Genomic DNA, 20,577 nt, shown 5'->3' on the forward strand with positions numbered 1-20,577 from the left:
CGCCGGCCTGGTTCAGCCCTGGCGGGCCAGGTCGGCGGGCAGGAAATCCTTGTCCGGGTCGTAGTCGGGCTTGAGGAACTGGGCCAGGCTCTGCAGGTCGCCAGGGTTGAGGCTGCCGGCCTCAAGCTTGAGGCGCAGGCCATTGAGGATGTAGCCGTAGCGGGCGATGTTGTAGTCGCGCACGGCGTTGTACAGATCCCGCTGGGCATCGAGGATATCGACGATGTTGCGGTTGCCCACCTCGTATCCGGCTTCGGTGGCCTTGAGCGAACCCTGGCTGGAGATGATGGTCTGGCGCCGTGCCCGTACCTGCTCGACATCACTGTTGACCGCACGAAAGGCGTTGCGCGAACGCTCCACCACTTCCCGCTGCAGGCTGGTCTGGTCGTATTCGCTCTGGTCCAGGCGATGGCTGGCCTGGCGCACCCGCGAGCTGGTGCCGCCACCGCTGAAAATCGGCAGCTTGAACTGCACCATCACCGAACTGTCGCGCTGGTTGCCCGCACGCTGGCCAAAGTGACTGGGGTTGTCCATCAGGTCGCTGTCGCCTTCGGCATAGCCCAGCGCCAGGTTGAGGGTCGGCAGGTGTTCGGCCTTGCTGCTGCGCAGGGTCTGTTCGGCAACCTTCAATTGCGACTGGCTGGCGCGCAGGCGCAGGTTCTGGCTCAGCGCCTGGTCAACCCAGGGCTCGACCTGGTTCGGCACCGGCGCCACCACCGGCAGGCTGTGGCGGATGCCGATCAGCGGCGGCTGCGCCTGCCCGGTCAGGCGCATCAGGGCCTGGTAGGCATCATCGCTGCGGCGCTGGCTGTCGATCAGGTTGGCGTTGGCGCGGTCGAAACTGGCCTGGGCCGAGAGCACGTCGTTCTGGTCGGAGAGGCCGGCATCGAAACTCTGGCGGGTCTGGCGCAACTGGCGCTCGAAGGCGCGCAGTTCGGCCTTGGTCGCGGCCAGGTTGTCCTCGGTCAGCAGGGTGTTGAAGTAGGCCTCGGCGGTGCGCAGGATCAACTGCTGCTGGAATGCCGAGAAGTCCAGCTCGGCCTGCTCGCTCTCGGCTTGCGCAGCTTTGAAGGTGAACCAGCGCGAGGCATCGAACAGCGGCTGGTTGAGGGTCAGGCGATAGAGGCTGCCGCTGCGTTCCTCGACATCATGGCGGTCGCTGCGGCGATTGCCGGCGTCAGCTTCCAGGGCCACCTGTGGCAGCAATTCGGCGCGGGCCTGGGGCATGCCCTCCTGGCGCGCCAGGTAGTTCTCCCGGGCGGCGGCCATTTCACTATTGTGTGCCACCACCTGGGTGTACACCGACATCAGGCTGCTGCGGTTGGCCTCTTCGGCCTGGGCCAGCGGCGCCAGGATCAGCAGGGTCAGGATCGACTTTCGAAACATGTGCGGTTCTCTTTTTTTACCAAGCCGGTCCCGCAGCGGCCCTTGGGGGCCACCGGGGAAGGCGGAGGGAAACAGGCGGGCAGGGCGCAGGCCGTGCCCGGTTGAAGTCAGGCCAGGGCGCTCACGTCGGCCAGTTCCTGGTGGCGTGGCGACTGGTTGGCGGCGCGGTGGTCCTTGGCCAGCAAGGAGTACACGGTCGGCAGGATGAACAGGGTGAACAGGGTGCCGATGAGCATCCCGACCACGATCACCAGGCCCAGGCTGAAGCGGCTGTGGGCGCCGGCGCCACTGGCCAGCAGCAACGGCACCAGGCCGACGACCATGGCCGCGGTGGTCATCAGGATCGGCCGCAGGCGGATCTCTGCGGCGCGTTCGATGGCGCTGCGGCGGTCGAGCTGTTCGGCCTGTTGCAGTTCGTTGGCGAACTCGACCATGAGGATGCCGTGCTTGCTGATCAGGCCGATCAGGGTCACCAGGCCGATCTGCGTGTAGATGTTCACCGTGGCGTAGCCCAGGTACAGCGGGATCAGCGCGCCGCAGATCGACATCGGCACGCTGATGAGGATGACCAGCGGATCGCGCAGGCTTTCGAACTGCGCGGCCAGCACCAGGTAAATCACCAGGATGGCGAAGATGAAGGTGATCACCAGGGCGCTGCCTTCCTGCACGAACTGGCGGGCGTCGGACAGCCAGTCATGGCTGAAGCCCACCGGCAGGTTGTCGGCCTGGGCGCTGAGGAACTGCACCGCAGCGCCGATGCTCACCCCCGGCGCCGGCACGGCCTGCAGGGTGGCCGAGTTGAGCTGGTTGAACTGGGTCAGCTTGTTGGCCTCGATCGACATGTCGAAACTGACCAGGGTCGACAGCGGGATCTGTGCGCCGTTGGCTGCCTTGACGTATTGCCCGACCAGCATCTCGGCGGACATGCGCTGGTTGCGCAGCACCTGCGGAATCACGTCGTAGGAACGGCCGTTGAGGGCAAAGCGGTTGATGTAGTTCTCGCCCACCAGCACCGCCAGGGCATCGCCGATGGCCTGCATGCTGATGCCCAGGTCGTTGGCCTTGTTGCGGTCGATGGTGATGTTGACCAAGGGGCTGTTGAAGTCCAGGTCGCTGTCGACCACGGCAAACAGGCCGCTGGCCATGGCGGCCTGCTTGATCTTCTCCATCGCCTCGAATACCACCCGGTGTTCCTGGGAGCTCTGGATCACCATCTGCACCGGCAGGCCACCGGTGGAGCCTGGCAGCGACGGCAGCTGGAAGGCGAAGATGCTGACACCCTCGATTTCACCGACCGCCTTCTGGATCTCGCCTTGAAGTTCGTCGGCGCTGCGTTCACGCTCTTCCCAGACGCTGAGGTTGGCGCCGCCGAAAGCGGTGCGCGGGCCATCGTTGCCATTGACCACCCAGGTGATGTCGGTTTCCGGAAAGCTGGCGAACAGGCGGTCCATCTTCATGGCATAGACTTCGGTGTAATCGATGTTGGCGTATTGCGGCGCCTTGGCCACGGCCAGCACCTGGGCCTGGTCTTCGACCGGCGCCAGTTCGCGCTGGGCACCGAGGTACAGCACCGGCAGGCTGATGAACACCGCCGCCGCCACCACCAGGGTCACGCTGCGATGGTGCAGGGAGATGTCCAGCAGGCGCCGGTAGCCATTGCCCAGGCTGTGGAAGAAGCGTTCGGCGGCGCGGGCCATCGGCCCTTCGTTGACCTGGCGGCTGAGCAGGAACGAGCTCATTACCGGCGACAGCGTCAGGGCCACCACCCCGGACACCACCACCGCTCCGGCCAGGGTAAAGGCGAACTCCTTGAACAGCGCCCCGGTCAGCCCGCCCATCAGGCCGATCGGTGCATACACCGCCGCCAGGGTCAGGGTCATGGCAATCACCGGCCCGGCGATTTCCCGGGCGCCGACCAGCGCCGCATGCAGCGGCGACTTGCCCGACTCGATATGGCGGTGGACGTTCTCCACCACCACGATCGCATCGTCGACCACCAGGCCGATGGCCAGGACCATGGCCAGCAGGGTCAGCAGGTTGATGCTGAAACCGAACAGGCTCATGATCGCCGCCGCACCGATCAGCGACAGCGGAATGGTCACCAGCGGGATCAGCACGGTGCGCAGCGAACCGAGGAACAGGAAGATCACCACGGCGACGATGATCACCGCTTCGACCAGGGTCTTGAGCACTTCGTCGATCGATGCCTGGATGAAGCGCGCCACCTCGAAGACGATGTTCGCGGTCATGCCCGGCGGCATGTTTTCGCGAACTTGCGGCATCAGGTCCTTGACCCCCTGGACGATGGTCAGCGGGTTGCCGGTAGGGGTCGGGTGCAGGCCGATGAACACGCTCGGTTCACCGTCCATGATGCCGCTGGTGTCAAAGGACGTGGCGCCCAGCTCGGCGGTGCCGATATCGCTGAGGCGGATCAGGGTGTCGCCCTGGGTCTTGACCACCATCTGGCGGAACTGCTCGACGCTGGTCAGGTCGGTGTTGACGTTGATGTTGGCCGAGACGTACTGGCCCTTGGTCTGGCCCGGGGCGGCCTGGAAGTTGTTGTTGCGGATCGCTTCGGCGACATCGCTGGCAGAGATGTTGCGCGCCGCCATGCGCGCCGGGTCCAGCCACAGGCGCATGGCCAGTTTCTGCCCGCCGAGGATCTGCGCTTCGGCGACGCCGTCCACCGAGGCGAACAGCGGTTGCACCACCCGCGAGATGTAGTCGGTGATGGCCGGCAGGCCGATCTCCTTGCTCGAGAAGCCGACATAGATCACCGCCGTGCCTTCACCCGAGGACTTGGCAATCACCGAGTCATAGGCGCCTTCGGGCAGGCGGTACTTCACCTGGTTGACCGCGGCCATGATCTCGGTGAGCGCCTTGTTCGAATCGGCATTGAGCTTGAGGCGGATGCTGATCACGCTCTTGCCCTGGGTCGAGGTCGAACTCAGGTAGTCGACGCCGTCCACCGAGGCGACCGCCTGGGCGATGGGCTGGGTGACGAAGCCCTGCATCAAGGAGGAGCGGGCCCCCGGGTATTCGGTGGTGACGGTGATGGTCGCGCTTTCCAGCTGCGGGTACTGGCGGATCGGCAGGTTCAGCAAGGCCAGCAGGCCGAGCATGACGATCATCGAACAGACGACCAGCGTCAGCACTGGCCGACGGATGAACAGGTCAGTGAATTTCATAGCGGAACAAGTCCCTTTCAAAGGCACGCAAGGCGCAGGTCGGCGTTACAGTTGCTGCGCCACGTCGGGTTTCTTCAGGTCGCTGGCGGCCATGGCATCCTGGGTCAGGCGCACTGGCATGCCGTTGCTCAGGCGGATCTGCCCGGAGACCACCACCCGGTCGTTGGCATTGATCGCATCCAGTACCACCACCCGGTCATTGCGCCGCGCGCCGAGCTTGACGAAAACCTGCTCGACATTCAGCTGGCCGTTGTTCTCGCGCAGGACGAACAGCGAGTTGCCGTAGGCGTTGTAGCTGATCGCGGTTTCCGGAACGCTGAGCACATCGGCCAGGCTCGGCAGCTCGACGCTGACGTTGGCGAACATGCCCGGCTTGAGCAGCAGTTCGGGGTTGTCCAGGGTCGCCTGGACCTGCATCGAACGGGCGCCGGGGTCGATCTGCGGCTCCAGGGTGGTGACCGTGGCCTGGAACGGACGCTGTGGCCAGGCGTCGACCTTGAGGTTGATCAGCTGCCCGGGTTGCAACTGGGCGGCGGCCTGTTCCGGCAGCGAGAAGTTCACGTACAGGCGCGACAGCTGGGTCAGGGTCACCACGCTGTCGCCGGGGCTGATGTACTGGCCCAGGTCGACCTTGCGGATCCCCAGCACGCCGGCGAACGGCGCGCGGATGGTCTTCTGGTTGATCACCGCCTGGACCCGGGCGATCTCGCCACGGACTTGATCGTAGTTGGCCTGGGCCTGGTCCAGTTGCGACTGGGTCGAGGCCAGCAGCAACACCTTGCGCGTGCGCTCCAGGGCCAGCTTGGCGTTCTTGGCCTGGGCCTGGAGCTTGGCCAGGTCGCCTTGTTCCGGGCCGTCGTTGAGCTTGAGCAGCACCTGGTTGGCGCTGACCGCCTTGCCGGCGGTGAAATTGAGTTCGACGATGCGTCCGCCGACTTCCGGCGATACCTGTACCTGTTGCACCGCGGCCAGGGTGCCGACGCTGGACAGCACCACCGGCATCGGCCCCGACTGCACATTGGCCACGGCCACCGGGGTAGCTGGCGCCGCGCTCGGTGCCGGTGCGCTGGTGTCGCTGACGCCGTTTGGCGACCAGACCATGAAGGCTGCCGCCAATGCCGCGACGGCGCTGCCTGAACCTACCCAGTAGCGCGCTTTCATTGCACCGCTCCTTCTGGCTTGGCCGCCAGTTCCTGACGAATGTTGTTCAGTGACTGGCGCAGTTGCTCAAGCCCCAGGGCGCCGGGGATCAGGTACCGATCGGCAATCACCAGCGACGGCACCGAGCTGATGCCCAGGTGGCGGCCCAGGCGCAGGTCCTGTTCGAGCAGGGCCGGAGCGTCATGCTCGAAGGCGTGCTCGAAGGCCTGCGGGTCAAAGCCGGCTTCGGCGGCAATCGCCAGTACCGTGGCCTTGTCGCCGATGTTGCGGCTTTGCACCAGGTGCGCCAGTTGCAGGCGATCGAACATCTGCTCGTGAGCGGCATTGCCCCCCAGCGCATTGGCGGTCTGGCAGGCGCGGGCGGCGAGCAGGCCGTTGGGGTATTCGAACGGTTGCTGGCGCATGCCTTCGATGTTGATGCGTTTTTCATCCTCGGCGCGGGCGCAGGCTTGCCAGTGGCCGAGGATGGTGTCCTTGGCCTGGGGCATTGAGCCGAAGCGCTCGATCATCGCCTCACGGCTGGTTTGCAGAATGAAACTGCGGTGCTGGATATCCAGGTCGAGCTCGGCTTGCAGCTGCTTGAGCCGCGGGGCGAGGACGAAGCACCAGCCGCAGACGACATCGTGGAAAAATTCGACTTTCAAGGAGGACATGGTAGTGACCCGATAGCAGAGGGGATGGAGGCACTATCCACAGCGGCTGGGGGAGAAAAAAGCGACAAAAGTGCAGCTAATCCTCCCATCCCCTTCATCGATGGCCGAACGGCCTGCCAGCACGGGCCGGGCAAGGTAGAATGGGCGCCTTTAGCCAACTGATTGTGCCCATGACTTCCGTGATCGATACCCTCCAGCAGCACCTGCTCGCCGCCCTTGACCCGGCGCCGGGCGAAACCCGGCGCCTGTTTCACGGGCGCGGGCGCTGCTGGCCGGGGCTTGAGCAGATCACCGTGGACTGGCTGCAGGGCGTGCTGCTGGTGTCGCTGTTTCGCCAGCCGCCCGAGGGCCAGTTGCCGGCCCTGGAGCAGATGCTCCTGACGCTTGCCCAGGCGCCAAGCTGGCGCGGCCAGGCCATTCTTATCCAGCACCGCTACCTGCCGGACAGCCCCGGGCAGTGGCTGCTGGGCACCCCCAGCGAGCACTGGCTGATCGATGAAGACGGCTTGCGCTACCAGCTGGACCTGGGCCTCAAGCAGAACACCGGTCTGTTCCTCGACATGCGTTATGGCCGGCGCTGGGTGCGCGAGCAGGCGGCGGGCAAGCGCGTGCTCAACCTGTTCGCCTATACCTGCGGGTTCTCGCTGGCGGCGATTGCCGGTGGCGCCGAGCAGGTGGTCAACCTGGACATGGCGCGCTCGGCATTGAGCCGCGGGCGCGATAACCATCGGCTCAACGGCCATGACCTGGGCAAGGTGAGTTTTCTTGGCCATGAGCTGTTCAAGTCGTGGGGCAAGGTGCGCAAGTCCGGGCCCTATGACTTGATCATCATCGACCCGCCAAGCTTCCAGAAGGGCAGCTTTGTCCTGACCCAGGACTACCGCAAGATCCTGCGGCGCCTGCCGGAGTTGTTGAGCGCCGGCGGCACGGTGCTGGCCTGCGTCAACGACCCGGCCATCGGCCCGGACTTTCTCATCGAAGGCATGGCCGCAGAAGCGCCGGGGCTGGCCTTCGTCGAACGTCTGGCCAACCCGCCGGAATTTCCCGACAACGATCCGGCGGGTGGCTTGAAGGCGCTGGTGTTCAGGGAACTTGTGTAGGAGCGGGCTTGCCTAAGCGCCGCCAGCCCAGCACCACACCACTGACACTCAGCACCAGCCCGCCCAGGCTGAAGGCGATCATCCAGGCATCCCACAATGGCCGCCGTTGCAACAGCGGTAGCCAGTCCCAGCTGTGCAGCAACGAGAACAACCAGCGCGACACGCGCCGCGGCTGGTCCAGTACACCCAGTACCTCGCCGGTGTACAGGTCCAGGTGCAGCCAGGTCTGTTGCGTGTCTGCAAAGCGCACGCGTAACACCGGCAAGCGCTTTTCCAGGTGGCCGAGCATGCTTTGCTCGGCCCGGGCGTAGTAGTAGAAGTCGTAGGCTTCAAGCTGCTCGCTGTGCATCTGGCCCTGGGGCAGGATCGCTTGCGCGGCGTGCTCCAGCACCTCCCGCGGCAGGCGTTCGAGCACCTGGCCGTCGGCCATAGAGAGCACCCGCGTGCGCCCGGCGCCATCATGACCGACCAGGTACCCCGCACCCGCAATCAAGCGCCATTCCAGCTCACGGGCCCTGAAGCCGTGCTGGTCGAACCGTGCCAGCGCCTCGGAGGCCGACAGCGGAAAAGCCGCCGCGGTCAACGGCCCGCCTTGATAGGCCGCAACGTTCAGCGGCACTGAGCTGCTGAACAGCCGCCATGGGTTCATCGACATCAAGCCACTGAAGATCCAGGTGATCGCCAGCACGCCAAACAGCAAGCCGCCGATATGGTGCCAGCGGGCAATGCCCCGGTAGGGCGAGCGCGAGCCACTGCGGTAAGGCTTGCGCAAGCGCCAGCGCAGAATCCCGACCACTGCGCCGAGCAGCGCCATCAGCGTGCCGGCCAGCGACAGGTAGATCACCAGGTTGCTCCACAGGCCGTCGACGCCGATGCCGCGTAACGGATACAGCCAGTGCAGCCAGGCGCCGACCAGGTTCCAGCCGCGCTCCAGAGCGCTGGCATCGCGCACCACTTCGCCAGTATGGCCGGAGATGTACAGCAAGGTGCGTTCGCCATCGTCGAGCTGCACCCGCTGCAACGGTCGCTCGGCGTCGAGGGCGCGCGAGTGGCTCCACAGGTCTTCGGTCACCGCGCCGGCATAACGGGCTGTTGCCTGCGGATCGTATTGATGCGCACTGGCCAGGGCCTGTTCGCGATCGATCGCCTGCAGGCGCAGGGCCGTGCGGGCATCCACCGCCACGCTGGCCCGGCCCGGGTAGCTGAACAGATAGCGCGGCGCGCCGGCTACCGTGCTCAGGCGGATGCTTGCCGGGGTACGCTCGGCGTCGGCACTGCGCAGGGCAGTGCCGAGGTCGACGCAGCCATCCTGCAAGCGTAACTGCGGCAGGTGAGCGAAGTGCTCGCGCGGGGTCAGCTTGGGGTAGCCGACATACAGCATGACCATCCCTGAGAAGAACCACAGGGCCATGAACAGGCATAAGCCAATGCCCAGCCAACGGTGCCACAGGTACAGGTAACGTTTCATCGGCGGCGTCCTAGAAGCGCGTCTGCACGGCCAGTTCCAGGGTGCGCGGGGCACCGAGGTAGAGCATGCTTGAGGAGGTCCAGCGGGCGTATACCTCGTCGGTCAGGTTGCGCACCCGGGCCGTGATGCGCGTGTCGTCATCGACCTTGAAGCCGACGAAGGCACCGAAGATCGTGTACGCCGGCGCATAGCGGGTGTTGGCCGCGTCGGCATACACCGAAGACACATAGCGGCTGTCGGCACCGATCTGCCAGCTCGGGTCGATGTCGTAGGTCAGCCACAGGTTGGCGACCCGCTCGGGGATGCTGGTCGGGGTATTGCCCTTGCGCGAGATCGAGCGGCCACCAACGTTCTCGTTGAACTCGTCATACTGGGCGTCGACGTAGGCGAAGTTGCCCTCGGCCAACAGCTTGGGCGTGACGTGCAGCGAGGCGGCCAGCTCGACCCCGCGCGAGGTCTGCTTGCCCACCGGCTGGGTGACGCTGGGGTTGGCGGCATCGGCGGTGGCGAGGTTCTTGCGTTCGATCTGGTAGGCGGCAATGGTGGCGGCGCCGCGGCCATCGAGAAAGCTGAACTTGCTGCCCACTTCCAGCTGCTTGCCGGTGCTCAGGTCGAAGTCGCGTACCGTGGCAAAACTGGCAGTGCTGAGCATGCCCGAGGGCGGGTCGGCGGCGGTGCTGTACTGCACGTAAACGTTGGCCGCCGGGGTCAACTCGTAGACCAGGCCGATGCGCCCGGTGGTAGGCTCGTAGCTGCGCTGGAAGTCCAGCGGGTTGTTGGCATCGACCGTGCGGTAGTTGTGCACATCGAGGTCGATATGGTCATAGCGCAAACCGGTGAGCAGCGACAGGCGCTCGGTCAGTTGCAGGCGGTTCTCGACGAACGTCGCCCAGGTGTCGACGGTGTTTTCGCGGTTCTTCTGAAAGCCCGGGACCATGCCGTTCAGGTCATAGAAATGCCCAGGTTCGAAGCTGGCCGGATCGACGTTGTCGAAAATGCCGGTGATCGAGCGCGGGTAGGTCATCTGCACGTTATGGCTGTAGTCCAGGCCCGCCGACCACTGGCTGTTCAGGCCGAACAACTGGCCCTCGTGCAGCAATTCGAAGCGGTTGCCGTTGAGCTCCTGGTCATGGCGTTGCAACAGCGCGTTGGAGCGGTTGACCCGGCTGTTGTCGGCGTTGTAGGCATAGGTTTCGAGGTTACGAAAATCACGCTCGGTGTTGTAGTGGTAGAGGGTGTTGCGCAGCGAGGTGTTGTCGTTGAAGCGGTACTCGGTGATCGAGCGCAACCAGCGCACGCGCTGCTCGTAGCGGCCGTCCTCGACGTTGTAGTTTTCGAAGCGGCGGCTCTCGTCGACCTTCATTTCGCCGCCCAGCGGGTTGAGCACCGGGCTGCCCCAGTAGGGGCTGTCTACCGTTTCGTTCTGGTACTCCACAGCCAGGGTGTGGGAGAGCTGGTCGTTGATGTCGGTGAGCAGCGAGAACGCCACGGTCCAGGCATCGCGCTCTTCGCGATCGACATAGCCGTTGCTCTTGCTGTGGCTGAAGTCCAGGCGTGCGTAGTTGCGGATGCCGTCGCCGTCGTTGAGCGCATGGTTGAAACCGAACGAGGTCTCGCTGCTGTCGTAGGAGCCGTACTTGATTCGGCCTTCGTTGAAGTTCTCGTCGCGGCTGGCCAGCTTGGTGATGTAGTTGATCGAGCCGCCGACGGCGCCAGCACCGAACAGGAAGCTCGACGGCCCGCCGACGGCTTCGACGCGGTCATAGATCCAGCTGTCGACCGGGCGCGCGGCAACCGAGTCGTACTGCACGCTGATGCCGTTGAACAGCTGGGTGATCTGCCCCCCGGAAAACCCCCGGTAAGCCACCGAGCCTGCCGAGCCCGGTGGTGAGGCGGCGGTCATGCCGGGCACGCCGTTAAGCGCGTCCTGGGTGGTCTGGGCGCCGCGCTGCTCGATCTGCTGGCGGTTGACGATGCTCACCGAAGCCGGGGTTTCCCGCGGGGTGAGGCCAAGGCGCGAAGCGGTTTGCGAGGGGGTGTCGAGCAGCACGCCGTCTTCGGCATCGGCGCGGCTGTTGATGCGCAGGTCAGGCAGGGTCAGCGGCGCCTCGGCCACAGCGTGGAAGGACAGCGCGCACAGCAGCGCCGCGCAACCGTAAAGGCGATAGGAGTAGGGCATGAATCACACTCTGGAAATTGAGCCAGCGGCCGCCTGCACCTGTCAGGCAGGCACAGCAAAAAGCGGCCGGTTTCGGGCAGCCCAAGCGGCTGCCAGGAGGTTCAAGCCAGAAGCGGAGAGGCGCGGGGGTTGGCGGCCGGCCAGCAATATCGCGGCGGCGCCTTGCTGCGCAGTTCACGGTGATAGCGACGTACCCGGGTAACTGCCAGCAGCCAGCCGATGACCAGTACCAGGCCAAGGTAGACCACGGCGGCAGCGCACACCGGGCAGGTTTGCATGCTGTCCCAACCGGCAACAGACTGATCGCCGAAATCGCTTTTCAGCGTCGGCCCGGCGCTGCCCATGGCCGAGCAATAGGCGCCGCCGATACCGTTGAGTTGCAGGCCCATCATCTGCCCGTGACCGATACCGCAGGCGAACAGATTGAACAGGACACAGAAGTACAAGGTCCAGGCAATCAGCGGGCGGTCGGCGGGGGCGCGGTTCATGGCCGCGACTTTAGCACCGATGCCCGCTGGCGTTAAAGCAGTCAGGCCGGTTCTTCAGCGACTTTTTGCGGCGGCGGATTGTATTGCGCAAAGCTCACGTCGTCGGTCTGGTCGACGCGCTTTTTCAGCCGTTCGTTGAAGGCGCGGTTGACCGCATATTGCCCGCCGGAGCTGGTGCGAAACTGCGCGGTCAAAGTGATGCCGTTGAGGTTCATGCTGTCGACCCCGAACACTTGCAGCGGCCCCTGCAAGCTATGGCGCAGCAGCGGGTCTTCGCTGATCGACTGGCCGACTTCGCGGATCAGCTTGAGGGCGCTGTCGACGTCGGTCTCGTAGCTGAACTGCACCGAGAAGAACGCATAGGCGAACTGCCGCGACTGGTTGGTGACCGCCTTGATCTGGCCGAACGGTACCGAGTGGACGAAGCCCTTGCCATCACGCAGGCGCAAGGTGCGGATGGTCAGGCTTTCGACCGTGCCGGCATGCCCGGAGTCGAGCACCACCCAGTCGCCGATGGCGATGGTGTCTTCGATGAGAATGAACAGCCCGGTGATCACGTCCTGTACCAGTTGCTGGGAGCCGAACCCGATCGCCAGGCCGACCACCCCGGCGCCGGCCAGTAACGGCGCGACGTTGATGCCCAGGTTGGCCATGGTGGTGATGGTGCAGATCACCACCAGGATGATCTTGATGGCATTGCGTAGCATCGGCAGGATGGTCCGCACCCGGGTGCTCGGCTGGCGCGACGAACGCCGGCCGACCGTGGGTTTGAGGGCTTCCTGGATTGCCGTGTCGATCACCACCCACAGCAGCCAGGTGACCAGCAGGATCAGGCCGATACTGCTCAGCGAATCACTGATCGCCCGGCCCAGGCTGTTGCGCAGGGCAAAGTCGAGCACCGAAAAGCCCCAGATGCGCCCCAGCAGCTCGATGAAGGTCACCGCCATGGCGATGCGCAGCAGCGCGTGGGCAAGGTTGCGCAGCAGCTCCTTGTACGGGCGCAGGCGTTGCCCGGGCTCGATGTCGTGGGTCTTGAACAGGTGCTGCAGGGTGGTGCTGAGGAATAGCGTGCCGATCAGCAAAATGGTGGTCAGCAGGGCGTTTTGCAGGGCCTTCTGGCTCTCTTCGCCGGCGCCGATCAGGGTGATGGCCGAGACCAGGATCATCATCAGGATCGGCAGGTACCAGAGCCAGGAAAAGATTCGCAGGGTCTCCTGCACGGCGCGGTGCTGCAAGCGGTCCTTGAGCGAACGGTTGCGGATCAGGTGCGCCACCGGGCGGCGCAGGCGGATCACCAGGATGGCGAACGACAAGGTCGCCAGCAGGCCGGTGATTACCGCCACGCTGCTGGTGATGTTGCCGCCCAGTTGCCGGGCGATCTGCGGGCTGGTCAGGGCATCGCTCCAGGCCGCTAAAAAGCCGATCATGAACAGTGGCCGTGGTGCCAGCTGACGAATGATGTGCACCGCCGCGCGTTTGTGGCCGGTGTCGAACAGGGTGATCAGGCAGAGGATGATCGAGGTCGAGAAGATACCGCTGCTGGTGGCATAGGCCAGGCTCAGCCCGAGGGCACGGCCGACCGAGGGCGCCAGGTAATGGCTGACGTACAGCGTGGTCGGCAGGCTGGCCAGGGCCGGCAGGGTATAGGGCAGCAGGTAGCCGAGCAGTTTCTGCAGGCGCGGGCGTTGGTGCAGCGGACGGCTGTTGTTGCTGCGATGGGCCAGCAGGCGGCCGAGGTTGGTGAGCACGGCGAAGGCGACCAGCCAGGTGATGCTCAGCAGGGCGAAATCGCCGAGCAGGTCGAGGCCATCGCGACCGGCGTGGCGGTTGACCAGTTGATCGACTTCATTGGCGGCGCGGTCGGCGCGCAGGCGCCAGCTGTCGAACAGGTGGCTGTCGACATTCAGTTCCGAGCTGACATCGTCAAGGCCATCGGCAATGGCGCCGAGCAGGCCGCCCTGGACCACCGGCTCAGGTTCAGGTGTTGGTGCGGCGGGCGAAGGTTCGGCGGCGAACAGCTGGCTGCTCAACAGGCAACTGAACAGCAAGGTGAGTAAAGATCGGGTCACTGGGCACTCCTTGAGCCGTGGATGACGGAAAGGGTAGTCAATGAACTGATCAGCAGATGGGAGGGTAAGTTCGATAGGAGGTGAAGCAATCGCGGGTCAAATCGAGGCGTCACCTCGACTTGACCCGTGATGAGGCCATTACTGCCCGGTGTAGATCTGGTCGAAAACCCCGCCATCGTTGAAGTGGGTTTTCTGCACGGTGCGCCAGTCACCAAAGGTCTTCTCGACCGACAGGAAGTCGACTTTCGGGAAGCGGTCGGTGTACTTGGCCAGCACCGCTGCATCACGCGGGCGCAGGTAGTTGTTGGCGGCGATTTCCTGGGCCTCTGGCGACCACAGGTACTTCAGATATTCCTCGGCAGTGGCACGGCTGCCTTTCTTGTCGACTACTTTGTCGACCACGCTCACCGGCGGCTCGGCTTCGGCGGAGACGCTTGGGTAGATGACTTCGAACTGATCACGACCGAACTCGCGGGCGATCATCTCGGCTTCGTTCTCGAAGGTCACCAGCACGTCGCCGATCTGGTTGGTCATGAAGGTGGTGGTGGCGGCGCGGCCACCGGTATCGAGCACCGGCGCCTGCTTGAACAGCTTGCCGACAAAGTCCTTGGCCTTGTTCTCGTCACCGCCGTTCTTCAGCACATAGCCCCAGGCCGAAAGGTAGGTGTAACGGCCGTTACCGGAGGTTTTCGGGTTTGGCACGATGACCTGGACGCCGTCCTTGAGCAAGTCGGGCCAGTCTTTGAGGGCCTTGGGGTTGCCCTTGCGAACGATGAACACGGTCGCCGAAGTGAACGGCGCGCTGTTGTTCGGCAGGCGCGTGACCCAGTTGTCCGGCACCAGCTTGCCGTTGTCGGCCAGGGCGTTGATGTCGGTGGCCATGTTCATGGTGATGACGTCAGCCGGCAGGCCATCGATCACCGAACGGGCCTGTTTGCTGGAGCCACCGAAGGACATCTGCACGGTGATCTTCTCTTTGTGCTCGGCTTCCCAGTGCTTCTGGAACGCGGCGTTGTAATCCTTGTAGAAGTCGCGCATCACGTCGTACGAGACGTTCAGCAGCGGCGCCGGAGCGGCCTGGGCAACGGAGCCGAAGGCCAGGCCTGCGGCCAGAAGCGAGGCACTGAAGAGTTTTTTCACTGCGCATTCCTTGTTCGAGTTGGCGTTAAAGGCATTATGCCAGCGACTATAGCGGTTGGGCTTTAGGCGCTAAAAGATTAAAAAGTGCTTTGCTTATTCCGTTTTTTTGAAAAGCGCGTTGCCACAACGCGAGCAAAACGCCGCGCCGTGCTCATGGCTGTTTTTCCGGCACACCGGGCAGTCGTGCTGCAGTTGTTCACCGCGCATGGCGTTGGCCAGTTCCGCGGTGAAAATCCCGGTGGGCACGGCAATGATCGAGTAACCGGTGATCATCACCATCGACGACAGCACCTGGCCCAGCGGGGTCTTGGGCACGATGTCGCCAAAGCCGACCGTGGTCAGGGTGACGATGGCCCAGTAGATGCCCTTGGGGATGCTGGTAAAGCCATGCTCGGGGCCTTCGACCACGTACATCAGGGTGCCGAACACGGTGACCAGGGTCGAGACGCTGAGCAGGAACACGATGATCTTCTGCTTGCTGCCGCGCAGCGCCGCGAGCAGGTAGTGCGCCTGCTTGAGGTAGGGGCTGAGCTTGAGCACGCGAAAGATCCGCAGCATGCGCACGACGCGGATGATCAGCAGGTACTGGGCATCGCTGTAGTACAGGGCGATGATCCCCGGGACGATCGCCAGCAGGTCGACCAGGCCATAGAAACTGAAGGCGTAGCGCAATGGCTTGGGCGAGCAGTACAGGCGGATCAGGTACTCGACCAGGAAGATCGCGGTAAAGCCCCATTCGATGGCCGCCAGTAGCCCGGCATAGCCTTGGTGCACCTCGTCGATACTGTCGAGGATCACTGTCACCAGGCTGGCAAGAATGATCAGCAGGAGGATCTTGTCGAAGCGCCGGCCGGCCGTGGTGTCGGATTGAAAGACGATGACGTAGAGCCGCTCGCGCCAGCTCGAAGGGGTGTCCATAGGCTCGTTCCAAAGGCAGATGGGCAGAGCCTAGGGGCTGCACCTCAGCTGTGCAAGCGACGCCGGCTGTGGGATGCCGGCAAACGCAGCAGGCGGCCACCGGCGTGCAGCAGCCAGCAGGCGAGAACGAACGGTGCGGTCAGGCCGGCGACCGGCAGCAGGCTCACCGCCGGTTGCAGGGCAATCGCCAGGACAATGGCCAGCAGCGGCAGCCAGGGCCGCTGGCGTTCCTGGCTGAAGGCCAGGGCGGCGAGGGCGGCGTTGAAGCCGAACAGGCCGTTGTAGGCCGCCGTGGCCTCGCCCCCGATCAGCGCCACGCTGCCACCGATGGCCGAGCCGAGCAGGGCCCAGACGGCGGCGTAGCGATTGGAGATCAGCAGGCCAATGGCGATCAGCACGCCGGCCAGTGGCTGGTCGAGCAAGAAGATCTGCCCAAGGCCGCGGGCCAGGGCGAACAGCGGGTTGGCCTCGACACTGGTGCCGGCGGCGCTGGCGGGTTCAGCGATGGCCAGCGCCATCCAGCCAAGCAATACGAACGGCGCGGTGTAGGCGGGCAGCAGTTGCTTGGGGCCGCGCTTGAGCCACTGGTGCACGAGCATGCTGCTCAGGCCGGCGGCGGCGATGATCAGGGGTGGCAGGATCGCCGACCAAGGCAGGGCATAGCTGATCAGCAGGCCGATGAGCACACCGTTGTAGCTGTACAGGCCGGCCTGGCGGTCAGTGCGGTTGTAGCCACGGCGCTGGGCGGTCAGCAGCCCGGCGAGGGCCCCGAGCAGCGCGCCGCCGACCAGGTCGGGCGCGGTCAGGGTGATAGCCAGCAGGCAGCACAGGCCACACAGCGGATTGCGCTGCAGCAGCACCTGGCTGAAGCCGTTGAGCAAGGCCGTGGCCCAGTCGGGGCACGGGTTGACGAAATTCTTGGTGTACATGAGGGCAGTCTGGGTTGATGTGGAGTGGGGAGCCTCTTTGGGCCGGGTTGTCCCACCGGGGGTTTGTGTTGCATTCATCGCGGGTCAAGCCCACTCCCACACAAACACCTGTGGGAGCGGGCTTGACCCGCGATGCGGTCTACCTCAGATCAAGGTCTCGATCCGCAGCGTGTTAGTCGACCCCGGTTTGCCAAAAGGCACACCGGCAGTGATCAACAGCGTGTCGCCGCGGCTGGCCATGCCTTGGGCCTGGGCGATTTCCAGGGCGGTGGAGCAGATTTCGTCAACCTGGCGCAGGCGATCGTTGACCACCGAGTGCACACCCCAGGCCACGCTCAGGCGCCGGGCGGTGGACAGGTTCGGCGTCAGGTTGAGGATCGGCGCCCGTGGCCGCTCGCGCGCAGCGCGCAGGGTCGAAGCCCCCGATTCGCTGTAGTTGACCAGCACCGCCACCGGCAAGATGCCGCTGATGCGGCGGATCGCGCAGCTGATGGCATCCGACACGGTGGCCTCGGCTTTCGGCCGGCCAACGTCGAGCTGGGCCTGGTAGTCCGGGCCGTTCTCGACCTGGCGGATGATCTTGCTCATCATCTGCACCGCTTCCAGCGGGTAGTCACCCGAAGCGGTCTCGGCCGAGAGCATCACCGCATCGGCGCCTTCGGCCACGGCGTTGGCGACGTCGGTGACCTCGGCACGGGTCGGGGCCGGGGAGAAGCGCATCGATTCGAGCATCTGCGTGGCGACCACCACCGGTTTACCCAGTTCGCGGCAGGTGTTGATGATGCTCTTCTGGATCTGCGGCACGCTTTCGGCCGGCACTTCCACGCCCAGGTCGCCACGGGCGACCATGATCGCGTCGCTGAGCTCGGCAATGGCGCGCAGTTGGGTGACCGCCGAGGGTTTTTCGATCTTGGCCATCAGGTAGGCGCGGTCACCGATCAGCTGGCGCGCTTCGACGATGTCTTGCGGGCGCTGCACGAACGACAGCGCCACCCAGTCCACGCCCAGCTCCAGGCCGAAGCTCAGGTCGCGGCGGTCCTTGGCGGTCAGCGGGCTGAGGTCGAGCACCGCTTGCGGCACGTTGACGCCCTTGCGGTCGGACAACTCGCCGCCGTTGAGCACTTCGGTCTCGATTGCGTCGCTGTGCTTGGCGGTCACCCGCAGGCGCAGCTTGCCGTCATCGAGCAGCAGGTCCATGCCCGGTTCCAGCGCGGCGATGATTTCCGGGTGCGGCAGGTTGACCCGCTCAAGCGTACCCGGGGTGCAGTCCAGGTCCAGGCGCAGGGCCTGGCCGCGTTGCAGCTGGACCTTGCCGTCGGCAAAACGGCCGACGCGCAGTTTAGGTCCCTGCAGGTCCATGAGGATGCCCAGCGGGTAGTTGAGCTGGCTTTCTACTTCGCGGATCCACTGGTAGCGCAGGGCGTGGTCTTCGTGCTCGCCGTGGCTGAAGTTCAGGCGAAAGATGTTCACCCCGGCCTCGACCAGCTGGCGGATGTCATCGATGCCCTTGATCGCAGGACCGAGGGTGGCAAGGATTTTGACTTTTTTATCGGGCGTCATGTCAGGCACTCTCGAGGATCAGGATGGCGCGAAAATCGTTGACGTTGGTTCGCGTCGGCTCGGTAACGATCAAGTCATCGAGCGCGGCGAAGTAGCCATAGCCGTTGTTGTTGTCCAGCTCGTCACTGGCCGACAGGCCCAGGGCCGCAGCGCGGGTGTAGCTGTCCGGGGTCATCAGCGCGCCGGCGTTGTCTTCGGAGCCGTCGATGCCGTCGGTGTCACCGGCCAGGGCATAGACCCCGCGCAGGCCCTTGAGGCTTTCGGTCAGGCTCAGCAGGAATTCGGCATTGCGCCCGCCACGGCCATTGCCGCGCACGGTCACGGTGGTCTCGCCACCGGAGAGGATCACGCAGGGCGGCGACAGCGGCTGGCCGTGCTGGACGATCTGCCGGGCGATGCCGGCATGGACCTTGGCCACCTCGCGTGACTCGCCTTCCAGGTCGCCAAGAATCAGCGGGCTGAAACCGGCCTGACGGGCTTTGACCGCAGCTGCTTCAAGCGATTGCTGGGGCCGGGCGATCAACTGGAAGTGGCTGCGGGCCAGGGCCGGGTCATCGGCCTTGACGGTCTCGGAAGCCGGGTTGTTGAGCCAGGCGGTAACCGCCGCGGGCGCTTCGATGTTGTAGCGCTTGAGGATCGCCAGGGCCTCGGCCGAAGTGCTCGGGTCGGCCACGGTGGGGCCGGAGGCGATGACCGTGGCCAGATCCCCGGGTACATCGGAAATCGCATAGGTGTAAACGGTGGCCGGCCAGCAGGCCTTGGCCAGGCGCCCGCCCTTGATCGCCGAGAGGTGCTTGCGCACGCAGTTCATCTCGCCGATGGTCGCGCCGGATTTGAGCAGGGCCTTGTTGATCTGTTGCTTGTCGGCCAGGGTCAGGCCTTCGGCAGGCAGCGCCAGCAGCGCCGAACCACCGCCTGAGAGCAGGAAAATCACCCGGTCGTCAGCCGTGAGGTTGCTGACCATGTCCAGCACCCGCTTGGCCACGGCCAGGCCGGCGGCATCCGGAACCGGGTGGGCGGCTTCGACCACTTCGATTTTCGAACAGCTGGCGCCATGGCCGTAGCGGGTAACCACCAGGCCGGAAACCGGGCCCTTCCAGGCGCGCTCGACAACTTCAGCCATGGCCGCGGCAGCCTTGCCGGCGCCGATGACGATGACGCGACCGCTGCGGTCGCTGGGCAGGTGGGCTTCAAGGACCTGGCGGGGATGCGCGGCATCGATGGCCGTGGCGAACAGCTCGCGCAGAAAGTGTTGCGGATCGACCGACATGGCAGGCTCCAATCTTATTGTTTTTCAAAATCGAAAACGCCCCTGGTTCTGCCTCCGTGCAGGCCGACCCAGGGGCGCTGAAAGCGGCAAGCTTCAAGCTTCAAGCCGCAAGAGAAAGCGGATCGATGCGCGGCCTGCTTTTACTTGCAGCTTGAGGCTTGCAGCTGGCCTCTTACTCTTCACCGCGGATCGAGAAGTTGGCCATGTGCTCAAGGCCCTTGATCAGCGCCGAGTGGTCCCAGTTGGCGCCACCGATGGCCGCGCAGGTGCTGAACACTTGCTGGGCATTGGCGGTGTTGGGCAGGTTGATGTTCAGTTCTTTGGCGCCTTGCAGGGCCAGGTTCAGGTCCTTCTGGTGCAGGCTGATACGGAAGCCTGGGTCGAAGGTGCCCTTGATCATGCGCTCGCCGTGCACTTCGAGGATTTTCGACGAAGCGAAGCCGCCCATCAGTGCTTCACGTACCTTGGCTGGATCGGCGCCGTTCTTGGCGGCGAACAGCAGCGCTTCGGCCACCGCCTGGATGTTCAGGGCGACGATGATCTGGTTGGCGACCTTGGCGGTCTGGCCGTCGCCGCTGCCGCCGACGCGGGTGATGTTCTTGCCCATGACCTGGAACAGCGGCAGGGCGCGTTCGAAGGCGTTCGGGCAGCCGCCGACCATGATGCTCAGGGTCGCGGCCTTGGCACCGACTTCACCACCGGACACCGGCGCGTCGAGGTAGGTGGCGCCGGTGGCCTTGATCTTCTCGGCGAAGGCTTTGGTGGCGGTTGGCGAGATCGAGCTCATGTCGATCACGACCTTGTTCGGGCCGACGCCCTGGGCCACGCCGTTGTCGCCGAACAGCACCGCTTCAACCTGCGGGGTATCGGGGACCATGACGATGATGAATTCAGCTTCCTGGGCCACTTCTTTCGGGTTGGCCAGGGCCACGGCGCCGGCGGCGACCAGGTCGGCAGGGGCAGCATCGTGGTGAGTCGAGAGGAACAGGCTGTGACCGGCTTTTTGCAGGTTCTGCGCCATTGGGCGGCCCATGATGCCGGTGCCGATGAATCCGATTTTAGCCATGA

15 protein-coding genes are annotated in these 20,577 nt (G+C 64.7%); 1 reads left to right on the plus strand and 14 read right to left on the minus strand.

Features of this window, described 5'->3' with window-relative positions; genetic code table 11:
• Positions 1-12: 12 nt before the first annotated feature.
• The 4 genes from ABIE20_RS18205 to ABIE20_RS18220 all read right to left on the minus strand — a co-directional run bounded on the left by ABIE20_RS18205 (position 13) and on the right by ABIE20_RS18220 (position 6,388).
• Positions 13-1,386 (minus strand): TolC family outer membrane protein, encoded by a 1,374-nt coding sequence (locus tag ABIE20_RS18205; protein ID WP_429506364.1) that lies wholly within the window; start codon positions 1,384-1,386, stop codon positions 13-15.
• A gap of 107 nt (positions 1,387-1,493) precedes the next feature.
• Positions 1,494-4,574, minus strand: coding sequence for a MexW/MexI family multidrug efflux RND transporter permease subunit (locus ABIE20_RS18210; RefSeq protein ID WP_429506365.1), 3,081 nt, complete (start codon positions 4,572-4,574; stop codon positions 1,494-1,496).
• 45 nt (positions 4,575-4,619) lie between these two features.
• A complete protein-coding gene (locus ABIE20_RS18215; protein WP_134063549.1) occupies positions 4,620-5,735 on the minus strand; it encodes an efflux RND transporter periplasmic adaptor subunit in 1,116 nt (371 codons plus the stop codon).
• A complete protein-coding gene (locus tag ABIE20_RS18220) occupies positions 5,732-6,388 on the minus strand; it encodes a DsbA family oxidoreductase (protein ID WP_115088024.1) in 657 nt (218 codons plus the stop codon). Before ABIE20_RS18220 ends, ABIE20_RS18215 begins: the two co-directional genes overlap by 4 nt.
• Before the next feature lie 170 nt (positions 6,389-6,558).
• Between ABIE20_RS18220 and ABIE20_RS18225 the strand changes: the two genes are divergently transcribed.
• Positions 6,559-7,488 carry a class I SAM-dependent methyltransferase gene (locus ABIE20_RS18225; RefSeq protein WP_429506366.1) on the plus strand — a complete coding sequence of 310 codons (930 nt, stop codon included), beginning with the start codon at positions 6,559-6,561 and terminating at the stop codon, positions 7,486-7,488.
• Here the strand turns inward: ABIE20_RS18225 and ABIE20_RS18230 are convergent.
• From ABIE20_RS18230 to ABIE20_RS18275, 10 genes are all read right to left on the minus strand, one after another.
• Complete coding sequence (locus tag ABIE20_RS18230; RefSeq protein WP_429506368.1) at positions 7,472-8,956, minus strand: PepSY domain-containing protein; 1,485 nt, start codon at positions 8,954-8,956, stop codon at positions 7,472-7,474. The genes ABIE20_RS18225 and ABIE20_RS18230 overlap by 17 nt on opposite strands.
• A gap of 10 nt (positions 8,957-8,966) precedes the next feature.
• Positions 8,967-11,135, minus strand: coding sequence for a TonB-dependent receptor (locus tag ABIE20_RS18235; protein WP_429506370.1), 2,169 nt, complete (start codon positions 11,133-11,135; stop codon positions 8,967-8,969).
• 101 nt (positions 11,136-11,236) lie between these two features.
• Positions 11,237-11,623 (minus strand): DUF2946 domain-containing protein, encoded by a 387-nt coding sequence (locus ABIE20_RS18240; protein WP_429506371.1) that lies wholly within the window; start codon positions 11,621-11,623, stop codon positions 11,237-11,239.
• Positions 11,624-11,664: 41 nt separating this feature from the next.
• On the minus strand, positions 11,665-13,692 hold the full coding sequence (locus ABIE20_RS18245; RefSeq protein WP_429506373.1) for a mechanosensitive ion channel family protein: 2,028 nt from the start codon (positions 13,690-13,692) through the stop codon (positions 11,665-11,667).
• A gap of 138 nt (positions 13,693-13,830) precedes the next feature.
• Positions 13,831-14,832, minus strand: a complete 1,002-nt coding sequence (locus tag ABIE20_RS18250) for a sulfate ABC transporter substrate-binding protein (RefSeq protein WP_429506374.1) — start codon at positions 14,830-14,832, stop codon at positions 13,831-13,833.
• Between the two features lie 93 nt (positions 14,833-14,925).
• The gene (locus tag ABIE20_RS18255) at positions 14,926-15,750 is read right to left on the minus strand and encodes an ion transporter (RefSeq protein WP_429506375.1); all 825 of its coding nucleotides are present in this window, start codon (positions 15,748-15,750) and stop codon (positions 14,926-14,928) included.
• A 44-nt stretch (positions 15,751-15,794) separates the two neighbouring features.
• Positions 15,795-16,679, minus strand: coding sequence for an urea transporter (locus ABIE20_RS18260; RefSeq protein WP_429506377.1), 885 nt, complete (start codon positions 16,677-16,679; stop codon positions 15,795-15,797).
• A 144-nt stretch (positions 16,680-16,823) separates the two neighbouring features.
• Entirely contained in the window at positions 16,824-18,239 is a 1,416-nt protein-coding gene (gene pyk, locus ABIE20_RS18265) for a pyruvate kinase (RefSeq protein WP_429506379.1), read from the minus strand.
• Between the two features lies 1 nt (position 18,240).
• Positions 18,241-19,509 carry a glycerate kinase type-2 family protein gene (locus ABIE20_RS18270; RefSeq protein WP_429506381.1) on the minus strand — a complete coding sequence of 423 codons (1,269 nt, stop codon included), beginning with the start codon at positions 19,507-19,509 and terminating at the stop codon, positions 18,241-18,243.
• Positions 19,510-19,681: 172 nt separating this feature from the next.
• A complete protein-coding gene (locus ABIE20_RS18275) occupies positions 19,682-20,575 on the minus strand; it encodes a 2-hydroxy-3-oxopropionate reductase (RefSeq protein WP_045200397.1) in 894 nt (297 codons plus the stop codon).
• Positions 20,576-20,577: the final 2 nt, after the last annotated feature.

Source organism: Pseudomonas sp. 2835, assembly GCF_050435905.1.
In the GTDB taxonomy this organism is placed as follows: Bacteria; Pseudomonadota; Gammaproteobacteria; order Pseudomonadales; family Pseudomonadaceae; genus Aquipseudomonas.